This window comes from Kangiella japonica, from assembly GCF_039523535.1.
Taxonomy (GTDB): domain Bacteria; phylum Pseudomonadota; class Gammaproteobacteria; order Enterobacterales; family Kangiellaceae; genus Kangiella; species Kangiella japonica.
This window is the reverse complement of record NZ_BAAAFM010000003.1, coordinates 663,041-675,602: the sequence shown is the minus strand read 5'-3', so window position 1 is coordinate 675,602 and position 12,562 is coordinate 663,041. Positions and strand designations below refer to the sequence as shown.

Below are 12,562 nucleotides of genomic sequence, written 5' to 3'. Positions count from 1 at the left end.
AAAGTTTTATGATATTGGATGTATAGATGATCGACGCAGACGGCTTTAGGGCCAACGTCGGCATCATCATTTGTAATAAACAAGGCCAGTTACTCTGGACGCGCCGTTTTGGACAGACATCGTGGCAGTTCCCGCAAGGGGGCGTGCACCCGGGCGAAAGTGCAGAGCAGACAATGTACCGAGAACTATACGAAGAAGTCGGCCTTGAAAAAGATGATGTCCGTATTCTAGGCAGTACGCAGCATTGGTACAAGTACCGATTGCCGCAACGATTAATTCGCCAGAACTCCCAACCACTGTGTGTTGGCCAAAAGCAAAAGTGGTTCTTGTTACAACTGGTGAGTGACGAAAGTAAAATTGATTTCGCAGCGACTGACCATCCTGAGTTCGATGGTTTTATTTGGGTAAACTACTGGTACCCAGTAAGAAACGTCGTTAACTTTAAACGAGATGTTTATCGTTCGGCTTTATCAGAGCTCATGGGGTCGATGTTCCGGTTTCAGATGCAGGGCAAATCCAGTCATCGCCCTGAAAAGAAACAGAAGAAGCATAACCCTACACGTCATGCTAAGCAGAGCAAATCTGAGCAGCACACGAGTAACGATTCAAATGGCAATCAACAGCGCCAAGGTAATCGTCGCCGCAGGCCGCGCCATCCCTACCGTTCTAATAATCCAAATAAAGAGTCAGAGAGCAGCTAATCAGCTGCTCTTTTTTTTGCTTGGTTATTTTTATAGGCGAGGTTAGCAGCATGGAAACTCGGTAAGCTACAGAAAATGCATAGCAGAAGACTTAAGTATATTGCTGTAGTGTTGGGCACAAAGAATAAGGCGTTTATAGTAATAGTAGCACCAATAAAATAAGCCGAGAATAGCCATATATACGAGCCAGAATTAGCTACATTAAGCATAATTACACTAAGCGGTAATATATAGAAACAAGCAAGGACTAGCCCAAAACACAATATTAGAATGACCCCCTCTAGTACTGAGGAGCTAGAACCACCACAAGCAAAAAGACTAAAGCTTGTTAGCAAGAGCAATAAGAAAACACTGAATTTAATAAACATAAATACCTCCTTTTAAAGTTGGTATTAGAGCGAACAAAAAGGAGGTATTAATGTTTTAAATCTGACAAATTATGAAAGTATTAGAAGGAAGAGTTCTTTTGATAGGCTAATATCATGTTGTTCGCGGGCATCTCGTGACGCTCAACCAGCTGGAATCCATTGTATCTAGCAGCGCTGTTCATATCTTCATAATCACGAATACCGCTTTCTCGATTCTGCTCTTTAAGGAACTTATCGAAGTGCTCGTTAGATTCCGAGGTAAAGTTACCGTTTACGTTAAACGGGCCATATATCAACAGATAGCCACCAGGCTTAACGACTCGGTTTGCGCCAGAAAATAAGTCTTTAACACGATCCCACGACATGATGTGGCAGGTGTTGGCGGTGAAAATCGCATCGACCTGACTCACTGGCCAGATACGCTGGCCAACGTTTAAGGTGCGAGGCTTGCGAATATTAGGCAGTTCGCTAGCTTCAAGCCAAGCGATTATGGAACCATGATTTTCACGCAAGTCAGAGGTATGCCATGTGAGGTGTGGCATGGCTCCAGCAAACCAAACAGCATGCTGCCCTGTACCAGAACCGACTTCAAGAACTTCTTCCGCGTGTGTCAAATAAGGTTTAATAACATCTAAGATGGGACCCTGATTACGTTCACAGGCTTCGCTAAATCGGCGCATAATAATCTGAATTGCTGAGTATTAGAAACCATCATAGCCCAGCAAGAAAAAATCATAAAGAGTTCAAACTCATAGGCTATTAAGAACGGCCAATTTTGGAGCTGATAGAAAAAATATGACCGATATTTTACCTGATTTATGCCATAATCTTCCTACATCCTAAAATACAGTTTAAACTTTGGATTCATTAATTTATTGGCTTATAGCCTTTGTTGCCTTAGGACTTTTTAACGGCGTGCTCGCTGGTTTGTTGGGCATTGGCGGGGGCATGGTCATAGTGCCTGCTATGATATGGCTAGCGCCTCAACTCGGCGTGCCACAAGAGCACATTATGCATGTCGCGCTTGGTACCTCGATGGCGACGATTTGTTTTATTGCCATATCCTCAGCGCGTTCACACTACCGTCGTGGTTCGGTCAGCACATCATTGCTGAAAGTATTAATTCCAGGCATAGCCATAGGTGCTTTACTCGGCACTATTATCGCGAAATACATGGAAACCGAATGGCTCGCGTGGGTATTCAGTATTTTTGCCATACTCATCGGTATGAAGCTGTTATCAGGCGCTAACCCGCAGGCCAAAGGTGAGAAGGTGGTCGGTCATCAGCGTTTACCTGCAGGCATTACCATGGGCGCTATTTCGTCGCTGGTGGGAGTCGGCGGCGGAAGCCTCGTAGTTCCCTATTTGTTGTATCACAAAGAGAAGCTGGTGGTGGCCATTGGTACGGCGGCTGCTTGCGGACTTCCATTGGCACTGACCGCTACAGTCGGGTATATTGTCACAGGTTGGGGCACGACCTCCTTACCAGCAAACCATGTTGGTTTTGTCTATTGGCCAGCGATGGTTGCGATAGCCATTGGCTCGATGCTCACAGCTCCCGTGGGCGCATATTTAGCGCACAAATTACCGACCAAAGTGATTAAGCGGATTTTTGGTGTTTTGCTGATCATAGTTGCAATAAAGATTATCATTGAACACATATAACCCATTAACAATAAAGACAAATAATAGTTAAAGAGACTTGTATGGATTTTCCAAGAATTGACCCAGTAATGTTTGAAATCGGCCCTGTCGCTTTGCATTGGTATGGCTTTATGTACTTGCTGGGCTTTTTAGCGGCCTGGGGCCTAGGAACTTATCGAGCGAAACAGCCAAATTCCGGCTGGACGCCTGAGCAAGTGTCCGACTTCTTGTTTTATGGCTTTATCGGCGTCATTGTTGGTGGTCGACTGGGCTATGTGTTCTTCTATGGACTGGAATTCTGGGCTAAAGATGCACTCTATATCTTTAAGATTTGGGAAGGTGGCATGTCGTTCCATGGTGGACTGCTTGGTGTTCTCGCTGCTGGTTGGTATTTCTCGCGTAAAAACAAAAAAGCCTTCTTTGATGTGGCCGATTTTATGGTGCCACTCGTGCCACTGGGCTTGATGTTTGGCCGAATTGGCAACTTTATTAATGGTGAGCTATGGGGGCGCGAAGCATCTGCAGACTACTTCTTAGCGATACGCTTTCCGCAAGATCCGGCTGGACTATTGCGTCACCCGTCTCAGCTTTACCAGGCAATCTTTGAAGGTTTAATTCTATTCTTAATAGTCTGGTTCTACTCGGCAAAACCACGACCAAGAAAAGCAGTTTTCTCAGTATTTTTAATTGGTTACGGAGTGTTCCGCTTCGGCGTTGAGTTCTTCCGTGAACCAGATGCCCACTTGGGTAAAGTGATATCCTGGCTAACAATGGGGCAGGTTCTTTGCATCCCGATGATTGCGATTGGTGTGTATCTGTTGGTTAAAGCCTACAAGAAACCTTAAAACAGCGTAGTGCATACAGGACTGGGAACATTTAAGGGCTGTCATCCTGAACTGGATTCAGGAACTCATGGGTTGTAGACTGACACTGTGAAAAATTAATGATAAAGCGGATCTTATGAAACAATACTTAGACATGATGAGCCATGTACTTGAAAATGGCGAAGATAAAGGCGACAGAACAGGAACAGGTACTCGTAGCGTGTTTGGCTACCAGATGCGATTTGACCTACAAGAAGGCTTTCCGCTTGTAACAACCAAGAAGCTACATCTGCGCTCGATTATTTATGAACTATTATGGTTCTTAAATGGCGATACCAATATCAAGTATCTCAAGGATAACGGCGTTTCAATATGGGACGACTGGGCTGACGAGAATGGTGATCTTGGTCCTGTCTATGGCGAACAATGGCGTTCTTGGAAAAAACCAGACGGCACGACTATCGACCAAATTAGCAATGTCCTAGAACAGATCAAGAACAATCCAGACAGCCGACGCCTCATGGTGGTCGCCTATAACCCTGGCGTTGCCGATGAAATGGCGCTACCGCCGTGCCACTCGTTATTCCAGTTTTACGTTGCAAACGGTAAGTTATCGTGCCAGCTGTATCAGCGCAGTGCGGATATCTTCCTAGGCGTTCCTTTCAATATCGCCTCTTATGCACTACTGACCCACATGATGGCTGAGCAGGCAGGCCTAGACGTCGGTGAATTTATATGGACTGGCGGCGATACGCATTTATATAGCAATCATTTTGAGCAGGCTAAAGAGCAGTTATCCCGTGAGCCTTTACCTTTACCAAAGCTCAACATAAAACGTAAGCCTGACTCATTGTTTGACTATGACTTCGAAGACTTTGAGATCGTTGGCTACGAGAGTCATCCACACATTAAAGCACCAGTGGCGGTGTAATATGGCGAAGTCTCTTGATGAAAAGAAGAAGCCAATAATTAGCTTAATCGTCGCCATGGCGAACGATCGAGTCATTGGTAAAGACAACAAAATGCCATGGCACCTCCCGGCTGATTTAAAGCACTTTAAAGCTATGACTTTAGGCAAGCCAGTCATCATGGGGCGCAAAACCCATGAGTCGATTGGCATGGTATTGCCTGGCCGTAAAAATATTATCATCAGCCGTAACCCCAACTATCGTTCTGACTTCCACAATGAGCACTGCGAGGTCGTGACCAGTCTCGATGCTGCTCTTGAAATAGCGCAGAGCGAAAAAGAAATCATGATCATCGGTGGCGCAAATATTTATGGCCAAATGATCGACCAAGCCGATAAGCTTTACCTCACCTTTATTGACCTCGACGTAGACGGCGACGCGCGCTTCCCCGACTGGACGCATCATCAGTGGAAAGAAGTCTCGCGCGAAAAGCACCAGCCAGATGAGAAAAACAAATTTCATTACCAGTTTGTTGAGTTAAATCGAGTAAACGAGTAACCATTATTAGCTGATGCTTTCAAACTTCAACATCCAATAGCTAGTGGGATAGTAATATACCTATATCAGTTTCATTTTACGTTCAGGAATAGAATTTTATAGTTTAAACAACATGCTTATTACAGAACTTAATTTAAGTGCCTGTAAGCAAGTAGATGTAATATGAAGACAAGAACCTATCAATTAAAGAAATTAAATGGTACAGATTTGCTCCCAAAAAAAGGCTGAGCTAGTAATCGTTCATTACCAACTGCAACTTTCCTAAGGAATCAAAGTGAGACTTATAATAATTATTTGCATGCTATTCACGGCTACAACAGCTAAACCTGCTAGTTATGATTGTTCGCTTGCACAAACAGATGTTGAAAAAATGATTTGTGATAATCCTGATATTTCGAAGGCGGATGAGTCGCTAGCGGCTGTCTATAAAGATATTAAAGAACACCCAAAGTTTAACCACCAATTATATTCAGAGCAACGTGCTTGGCTAAGAGAAAGAAACAGCTGTCAGACTGAAGCCTGTATTATGGATAAATATATGACACGGGTTGCAGAGTTAAACGATTGGCTTCAAAAAGAGAAAGATAAAGCAAAAGAACTTGCAAGTTGCACCGACCGTCCAGAGTGTTGGCCTGAAGGAAGCGCAATGCATACAGGGCTGACTATTGTGCATGAGTTAGAGGAACTTACGAGTACCATGAATTCAATGCACGAGCAGTTATTAACGTTGATATCTAACTCATCAAGCTATACTTCAACAAGACGCATCGCCTTAGCATTAAAGACTCAGCAAACCTCTTGGGAAAAATATAGAGGTGACGAGTGTACATTAATTGGAGCGCTTACTGGCGCGGGAGGAAGCTGGCCTTCAACCTATGCGAACGAGTGTGAGTTAGAGCTGACACAGGACCGGTCACAGCGAATAGAAAAGGCTTTAGAGTGTGTTAAAAAAATCCCAGAAGATACGCGCGCGTTTGAGCTCGCTGGCTGCATAACGGATTTAACTCCATTAGTAAAAAGAGAACCGGTTTCAATATAGCAGGGTTGAGTCTTTGGATCCTCCCTTGCATAATGCCCCTAATTCAGCTCTGTTTGAGAGCTTTGGAAAATTGATCTATCGGAGTGTGTAGTGAGTATTTGGTTTAAAAAGCCTGATTTAGAAGAAATAAATAGTTGGAGCAAGGGAACGCTTTTAGAGCACATAGGGATTGAAGTCACAGAAGTCGGTGATGACTATCTAGAGGGCACCATGCCTGCAGATCACCGAACGTTCCAGCCTTATGGCTTAGTCCACGGCGGTGCCAATATTGTTTTGGCTGAAACGCTAGGTTCGATTGGCGGTATGCTAACCATTGATCCCGATAAGTATATTTGCGTTGGGCAAGAAGTTAACGGCAATCATCTCAGAGGTGTTCGATCAGGTGTTGTTCGAGGGCGTGCCGAGCAGGTTCATGCAGGCAGTAAATCGCAGGTTTGGGAAATTAAGTTGTACGATTCGAATAATAAACTTAGCTGTATTTCGCGCTTAACATTGGCTGTAGTAAAGAAAAGATAATAGAGCCAATAATACAAGAAAGAAAAACATGGATTAAGATTAAGGAAGTAAAATGTTTGGATTAGGCAACTATCTATATTTAGTGGTAACACAAGGAAAGTTGAAGGCGACAGAACTCAAGAGCGGGAGAACGGTTGAGAAGAGTTTAAAGCCAGCTGCGCATCCTCGAACCCCAGTTGGAAACTTTGAAGAGTTGGAAAGAATATTCACTGAGGTTATTAGTGAGTTGGGAGGCAGGAGGCTATTCAGACCTGCACCAGTTGCCTTTCTGCACCTTCTTGACGAAGTAGAAGGGGGTTATACTCAAATAGAATTACGGGTTTTTAAAGAAGCTATTCTAGGGGGTGGTGCGAGAAAGATATTTATACCAGAGTCTCGTACCTTGCTGACTAAGGATGAGCTATTAAATAAATCATTTATAGAAAAGGATGATTCTTAACTCTTAATTGTTAGCCAGTTTCGGTGCTGAGCATAAAAAGATACCCAGCACCGAAATAATCTTGATTGTTAGAACAATCTCTCGCCATTTCTGAGCCCGTAGATTTCTCTACCAAATGGCCACAATGCAATCTTAACCATTTTAAAGTGCTGTATACCGAAGGGTATACCGATAATGGTAATACACAGCACCACGCCCCAGAACAGATGGTTAATCATGATCCAGATCCCGCCAAAGATTAGCCATATAATATTTAAGATGACATTGATTAAATCCTGCGAAGCGGGGCGCTCGGCCATGCGCGTATCTTGTCCGAATGGAAATAGGGAAAAAATAGCAAGCTTAAAGCACTGTACGCCCCATGGAATCCCGATAATGGTGAAGCACAAAGCGATACCACCCGCAATATAGCCCATCGAAACGAAAAAGCCGCCAAAGATAAGCCAAAGAATATTTAGTAGTAGTGACATCGAGTTTCCTTAATTAGGTAGTTACTAAAAGTTTCGTACTTATTATTTAATACCAGAAATATGTGTTTGAGTAGTAACAAGTCGCAACAAACAGTGCGCAAGTGTTAGTAAATGTGTCTGTATAAAACCAATCTGGATTAGCTTAATAGGTTGATTTCATAGAGATTAACTTGCTCTCCACGACCTTCTAAGTCGTCAAACTTTGAAAAGTCGAAACCGAGTTTTAAGAGCAGATTTATCGAGTTTGCGTTTTTTGGGCTGGTGATGGCGAGTAACCTTTCATAGCTAAAGTCACTAGCATGCTTGATTATGGCTTGACTTGATTCAAAAGCATAACCTTTGCGCCAATGCTTTTGATCAATACCAAAGCCGATGTCAGGTGCATCAAGAAAATCGCGCTGTAATAACCCATTAACGCCAACAGGTTGGCCGGTAGAAATTTCTTCAAGTAGATACAGCCAAAAACCGAATTGTTCATAACGCTGTCGAGTGCTCTTGATAAATTCTTGTGCGCTACCTAGGTCGTGAACGCCACGATCGCCTATATTCTTTAGAAAAGCTGGTTGGTTATAAAGATCTAACAGGAAAGAAGCATCTTTGTCTTCTATATAACGAATGGTTAAACGCTCGGTTTGGGTAATAATCATGGGAAAGTATTAAACAAAAAAGCCAGCATACCTTACGATACGCTGGCTTTTAATAAAAAGAAAGTGCTTACAGTAAGTCTGCTACTGTATCGCGTTCTTCTTTAAGTTCAGCTTCTGATTCAACCATTTTACCTTTGATGAAATCAGATACTTCTAGGTCTTGAACGATTTCGTAGTCGCCGTCTTTGCAAACTACTGGGTAAGAGTAGATAAGACCTTTTTCGACGCCATAGCTGCCGTCTGAAGGAACTGCCATAGAAACCCAATCGTCAGACTCAGAACCTAGGACCCAATCACGCATGTGATCAAGAATCGCGTTAGCTGCTGATGCTGCTGAAGACGCACCACGAGCTGCGATTACTGCTGCGCCACGCTTAGCAACTGTTGGGATGAACTCTTCTTTAGCCCAAGTAGCATCAACCATGTCGGCAGCATTTGAGCCGTTGATTTGCGTGAAAGTGATGTCTGGAACCTGAGTCACTGAGTGGTTACCCCAGATTGTCATTTTCTTAACAGCTGCAATATCAGTACCAGACTTTTCAGCAAGCTGATAGATTGCGCGGTTGTGGTCAAGACGTGTTAGAGCCGTGATGTTACGCTGGTTAATGCTTGGTGCGTTCGCAGCCAAGATATAAGCGTTAGTGTTTGCTGGGTTACCAACAACACAGATGCGGATGTTCTTATCAGCAACTTCATCAATCACTTTACCTAGTGAACTGAAGATTTTGCCGTTATCAGCGATAAGGTCTTTACGCTCCATGCCTGGGCCACGTGGCTTAGCGCCAACCATCAAGCCAATCTTAGAATCTTTGAAAGCAACTGCTGGATCGTCAGTTACAACCACGTCTTTTACTAATGGGAATGCGCAGTCGTTTAGCTCCATAGCTACCGCTTCGCAGACTTTTAGTGCTGGAGTGATTTCTAATAGGTTTAAAATAACTGGTTGATCTTTGCCTAGCATTTCACCGCTGGCAATGCGGAAAAGTAAAGAATAACAAATTTGACCGGCTGCTCCGGTTACCGTAACGCGAACAGGCTCTTTCATTCCTGAATCCTCATCGTTAATGGATGTCTTAATTAAGGCGCAACTTTAACATAAAAGTGCTGTAAATCCCATAACTAGAGGGTTTGATGATGGGCTTGTAAGTGATTTTTATGGGGTTACCATGAATAATTGTAATGAGTGTCAGAGCTTTTAAATTGGCAGCTATGAGTATTTCGGATTGCTCGTAAAAAGTGGGCGGCTTTAAAAGCAATTAAAGCGAGATCTTGAATAAAATTCAGGATGACATAGCAATAAGATTACCACGGTCGCGCTACTCCCTCGTAATGTAGGCATTGAGAGGTGACAAACGGTTGAGATTGTAAGTGCGACTATCACTAAACGTCAGCAAACTCTTGTCGTGAGCCAAGCCAGCGTTGGCTAATCTTTTGAGCGACTTTTGGCGATTCATGCGCTAACTGTTTGGCGACTTGTTGAAGTTCTTCCACGAGCTCAGCATCGCGCACTAAATCTGCAAAACGCAGGCCAACGTCACCGGTTTGGCGTGTTCCGAGTAATTCACCCGGACCACGTAATTTAAGATCTTCTTCTGCAATCACAAAGCCATCATTAGTGTCACGCATGACTTGAATTCGAGCTTTTGCATTATTGGATAACGGTTGCTGATAAAGTAATACACAGTGGCTTTCGACGGAGCCACGACCAACACGCCCACGCAGTTGGTGAAGTTGTGATAAACCTAGGCGTTCTGGATTCTCGATGATCATCAAGCTGGCGTTCGGCACGTCCACACCAACTTCTATAACGGTGGTGGCGACCAAAATATCAAGCTCATTTTGCTTGAACTTATCCATCACCATCTGCTTTTGCTCGCTTTTTAGGCGTCCGTGGACTAAACCAACTTTTAAATTAGGCAATTGCTCTGAAAGTTGATTAGCCGTAGTTTCAGCGGCTTGGCATTGAACCTCTTCCGATTCATCAATCAGCGTGCAGACCCAATAAACTTGGCGGTTTTCTTGCTGACAAGCTGTCGCAATTCGTTGGATAACTTGTTCGCGCCTTTGATCGGATAGCGCAACCGTCTGTACGGGTGTTCGCCCTGGTGGTAACTCGTCGATTGTCGACACATCCATATCGGCGTAGACCGTCATCGATAGCGTGCGCGGAATAGGCGTGGCGGTCATCATAAGTTGGTGCAACTGATAGCCGTTCGGTGCTTTTTGCTTAAGGGCTAATCGCTGGTTTACACCAAAACGGTGCTGTTCATCGATGATTGCAAAACCTAAATTCTTGTACTGAACTTCCTTCTGGAACAGGGCATGAGTTCCTATCACAAGCTGGCTTTTTCCCTCAGCGATTTCAGCTAAAGCCGCTTTTTTGTCTTTTGCCGGAAGTTTGCTGACTAAAAAAGTGGTACTAATACCCAACTCACCCATCCATCCGGAAAAAGATAAGTAATGTTGTTCGGCTAGGATTTCAGTTGGAGCCATGATTGCGACTTGGTATCCAGCTTCGATGGATTGCAGCGCAGCCATTGCGGCAACTAAGGTTTTACCAGCGCCAACGTCGCCTTGTAATAATCGAAGCATCGGCTTGTCGGAACTTAAATCTTTAATGATTTCAGCGCTGACTCGAGTTTGTGCTGCCGTAGGGGTAAAGGGAAGTTGTTCTAATAATTTCCGCTGTAACTCACCTGCGCCCTGCATGGCAAAAGCCAGCTGTTGCTGCTGTTTATTGCGTTGCAGGATCATACTCAGTTGGTGCGCGATCAGCTCTTCGCAAATTAAACGCTTAGCCGAAGGCGAATTAAACTTGTGTAGTGCCTCAGGCTTGGCGTCTTTAGGTGGCGTATGAATCCATGCTAAGGCGCTATTAATATCAGGAAGCTTAAATTGTTGTTGAACCGCTTGAGGAAGTAAGTTATCAATCGGGTGTTTTTTCAGTAGCTCAACCGCTTGTCGCGTTAATTGTCGCAGGCTGTTTTGATGGAGGCCATCAGTTGTCGGATAAACCGGTGTTAAGCTGTCTAATAAGGGTGCGGCGTTATTGGAATCTACTGGAGTTAATTCAGGGTGAACCATTGAGCATTGATAACCAAAACGTCGAACTTCGCCAAAAGCATAGAACTCAGCGCCTTTTTCTAAGCGTTGCTGCTGGCTTTTATTAAAGTAGAAAAAGCGAAAGTCGATACTGGACGTTTGATCGCTAGCTCGGCAGACCAAAGAACGGCGCTTGCCAAATTTGACCTGACTCATCTCAACCTGAACTTTAATCAGTGCTCGATCGCCATCCTGTAAACTGGCTATAGTTTTAATTTGGGTGCGATCTTCGTAGCGATTAGGCAGATGAAGCAATAAATCGAGAACATTATGGACATGAATACGTTCAAGTTTCTCGGCAAGTTTTGGGCCAACACCTTTTAAGCTGGTGCAGTCCAGTTTGGCGAGATTAATGTCGGAAGCGAGTTTAGAGATAGCCATTATTCAATTAGCCGAGTTCCTGGAACCTCAATATTGTTTAACCCCTGTTTTATAAGTTCCAGCGCTTTTTTACGAGGGAAGCTTCTGCGGTAAGCTAGCGCTACTTGGCGGCTTGGTTTAGGCTGATCAAACTCGCGCGTGACTAAGCCCAATTTTTCATTATGAAAGTCGGCGGCCGATTTAGGAATGACACTAATACCTAAACCACTCGCGACCATCTGTCTGATCGTTTCGATCGAGCTACCAGTAATCCAGTCTTTTTGGGGGTTAAGGCTGTTATCGCGACATTGTGGACAAGACTCTAAAACTTGATCGCGGAAGCAGTGGCCCGCACCGAGCATAATCATTACTTCGTCGGCGATATCTGAAATAGCTAAAGTTTCACGCTTTACCCACGGATGCTTTTCAGGGAGTAGGGCGATGAATTCTTCTTGATAAAGAGGAACCACTTCAACTTCTGGCTCGACGAATGGTAAAGCTACGATGATTGCATCCACTTCACCATTACGCAGCTTCGTTCTTAAGTTGTGAGTATAGTCTTCATCTATATGAAGTGGCATTTTGGGTGCTAATTCGCGCAACTGGGGTATCAGTGAAGGCAATAAGTAGGGGCCAATGGTAAAAATGGCACCAATTTTAAGTGGGCCATCTAGCTGATCGGAATTAACCTTGGCGATTTGCTTAAGCTGGCTGACCTGTTCAAGAATACGCTGCGCCTGCTCGACCACCAACTCGCCTTGTGGCGTGGTGCGGACGTCAGATTTACTGCGTTCAAAGATCGCAATACCAAGCTGTTGCTCTAATTTTTTTACGCCAACGCTGAGTGTCGGTTGGCTGACAAAACATGCTTCAGCCGCACGTCCAAAGTGACGTTCGCGCGCTACAGCAACAATATATTTAAACTCTGTTAGTGTCATAATTGATAGCCTCTGCCTATTATGATCGTGGTCTAAGCGCGACAAGTC

At 44.2% G+C, this 12,562-nt stretch carries 13 protein-coding genes and 1 pseudogene; 8 read left to right on the top strand and 6 right to left on the bottom strand.

Annotated features, from left to right (window positions below; all coding sequences use genetic code 11):
• Window positions 1-26: 26 nt before the first annotated feature.
• Window positions 27-527, top strand: a pseudogene (gene rppH / locus ABD128_RS06600) (RNA pyrophosphohydrolase); the annotation flags it as partial.
• 622 nt (window positions 528-1,149) lie between these two features.
• Here rppH and ABD128_RS06595 read toward each other — a convergent pair.
• Window positions 1,150-1,749: a DUF938 domain-containing protein gene (locus tag ABD128_RS06595; RefSeq protein WP_343988303.1), complete on the bottom strand. Its 600-nt coding sequence runs from the start codon at window positions 1,747-1,749 to the stop codon at window positions 1,150-1,152.
• Window positions 1,750-1,927: 178 nt separating this feature from the next.
• Here ABD128_RS06595 and ABD128_RS06590 point away from each other — a divergent pair, with 178 nt between their 5' ends.
• From ABD128_RS06590 to ABD128_RS06560, 7 genes are all read left to right on the top strand, one after another.
• Complete coding sequence (locus ABD128_RS06590) at window positions 1,928-2,734, top strand: sulfite exporter TauE/SafE family protein (RefSeq protein ID WP_343988300.1); 807 nt, start codon at window positions 1,928-1,930, stop codon at window positions 2,732-2,734.
• A gap of 41 nt (window positions 2,735-2,775) precedes the next feature.
• Window positions 2,776-3,558, top strand: a complete 783-nt coding sequence (lgt, locus tag ABD128_RS06585) for a prolipoprotein diacylglyceryl transferase (protein ID WP_343988297.1) — start codon at window positions 2,776-2,778, stop codon at window positions 3,556-3,558.
• Window positions 3,559-3,673: 115 nt separating this feature from the next.
• Window positions 3,674-4,468: a thymidylate synthase gene (gene thyA, locus ABD128_RS06580; protein WP_343988294.1), complete on the top strand. Its 795-nt coding sequence runs from the start codon at window positions 3,674-3,676 to the stop codon at window positions 4,466-4,468.
• Between the two features lies 1 nt (window position 4,469).
• The gene (folA, locus tag ABD128_RS06575; RefSeq protein ID WP_343988291.1) at window positions 4,470-5,003 is read left to right on the top strand and encodes a type 3 dihydrofolate reductase; all 534 of its coding nucleotides are present in this window, start codon (window positions 4,470-4,472) and stop codon (window positions 5,001-5,003) included.
• 274 nt (window positions 5,004-5,277) lie between these two features.
• Window positions 5,278-6,042 carry a lysozyme inhibitor LprI family protein gene (locus ABD128_RS06570; protein ID WP_343988289.1) on the top strand — a complete coding sequence of 255 codons (765 nt, stop codon included), beginning with the start codon at window positions 5,278-5,280 and terminating at the stop codon, window positions 6,040-6,042.
• Window positions 6,043-6,132: 90 nt separating this feature from the next.
• The gene (locus tag ABD128_RS06565) at window positions 6,133-6,558 is read left to right on the top strand and encodes a hotdog fold thioesterase (protein WP_343988286.1); all 426 of its coding nucleotides are present in this window, start codon (window positions 6,133-6,135) and stop codon (window positions 6,556-6,558) included.
• A 52-nt stretch (window positions 6,559-6,610) separates the two neighbouring features.
• Window positions 6,611-6,997 (top strand): hypothetical protein, encoded by a 387-nt coding sequence (locus tag ABD128_RS06560; RefSeq protein ID WP_343988283.1) that lies wholly within the window; start codon window positions 6,611-6,613, stop codon window positions 6,995-6,997.
• A 68-nt stretch (window positions 6,998-7,065) separates the two neighbouring features.
• Here the strand turns inward: ABD128_RS06560 and ABD128_RS06555 are convergent, their stop codons facing one another.
• The 5 genes from ABD128_RS06555 to ABD128_RS06535 form a co-directional block, all read right to left on the bottom strand.
• Complete coding sequence (locus tag ABD128_RS06555; protein WP_343988280.1) at window positions 7,066-7,467, bottom strand: YccF domain-containing protein; 402 nt, start codon at window positions 7,465-7,467, stop codon at window positions 7,066-7,068.
• Between the two features lie 137 nt (window positions 7,468-7,604).
• Window positions 7,605-8,114, bottom strand: coding sequence for a GNAT family N-acetyltransferase (locus ABD128_RS06550; protein WP_343988276.1), 510 nt, complete (start codon window positions 8,112-8,114; stop codon window positions 7,605-7,607).
• Window positions 8,115-8,181: 67 nt separating this feature from the next.
• Complete coding sequence (locus ABD128_RS06545; protein ID WP_343988273.1) at window positions 8,182-9,159, bottom strand: malate dehydrogenase; 978 nt, start codon at window positions 9,157-9,159, stop codon at window positions 8,182-8,184.
• Between the two features lie 335 nt (window positions 9,160-9,494).
• Window positions 9,495-11,597, bottom strand: coding sequence for an ATP-dependent DNA helicase RecG (gene recG / locus ABD128_RS06540; RefSeq protein WP_343988270.1), 2,103 nt, complete (start codon window positions 11,595-11,597; stop codon window positions 9,495-9,497).
• The gene (locus ABD128_RS06535) at window positions 11,597-12,514 is read right to left on the bottom strand and encodes a hydrogen peroxide-inducible genes activator (RefSeq protein WP_343988267.1); all 918 of its coding nucleotides are present in this window, start codon (window positions 12,512-12,514) and stop codon (window positions 11,597-11,599) included. Before ABD128_RS06535 ends, recG begins: the two co-directional genes overlap by 1 nt.
• Between the last annotated feature and the right edge of the window lie 48 nt (window positions 12,515-12,562).

Excerpts from the sequence above, each read along its gene's own strand:
- ABD128_RS06595 (WP_343988303.1), bottom strand. The coding sequence starts at position 1,749 with ATGCGCCGATTTAGCGAAGCCTGTGAACGTAATCAGGGTCCCATCTTA.
- lgt (WP_343988297.1), top strand. The coding sequence starts at position 2,776 with ATGGATTTTCCAAGAATTGACCCAGTAATGTTTGAAATCGGCCCTGTC.
- thyA (WP_343988294.1), top strand. The coding sequence starts at position 3,674 with ATGAAACAATACTTAGACATGATGAGCCATGTACTTGAAAATGGCGAA.
- folA (WP_343988291.1), top strand. The coding sequence starts at position 4,470 with ATGGCGAAGTCTCTTGATGAAAAGAAGAAGCCAATAATTAGCTTAATC.
- ABD128_RS06560 (WP_343988283.1), top strand. The coding sequence starts at position 6,611 with ATGTTTGGATTAGGCAACTATCTATATTTAGTGGTAACACAAGGAAAG.
- ABD128_RS06555 (WP_343988280.1), bottom strand. The coding sequence starts at position 7,467 with ATGTCACTACTACTAAATATTCTTTGGCTTATCTTTGGCGGCTTTTTC.
- ABD128_RS06550 (WP_343988276.1), bottom strand. The coding sequence starts at position 8,114 with ATGATTATTACCCAAACCGAGCGTTTAACCATTCGTTATATAGAAGAC.
- ABD128_RS06545 (WP_343988273.1), bottom strand. The coding sequence starts at position 9,159 with ATGAAAGAGCCTGTTCGCGTTACGGTAACCGGAGCAGCCGGTCAAATT.
- recG (WP_343988270.1), bottom strand. The coding sequence starts at position 11,597 with ATGGCTATCTCTAAACTCGCTTCCGACATTAATCTCGCCAAACTGGAC.
- ABD128_RS06535 (WP_343988267.1), bottom strand. The coding sequence starts at position 12,514 with ATGACACTAACAGAGTTTAAATATATTGTTGCTGTAGCGCGCGAACGT.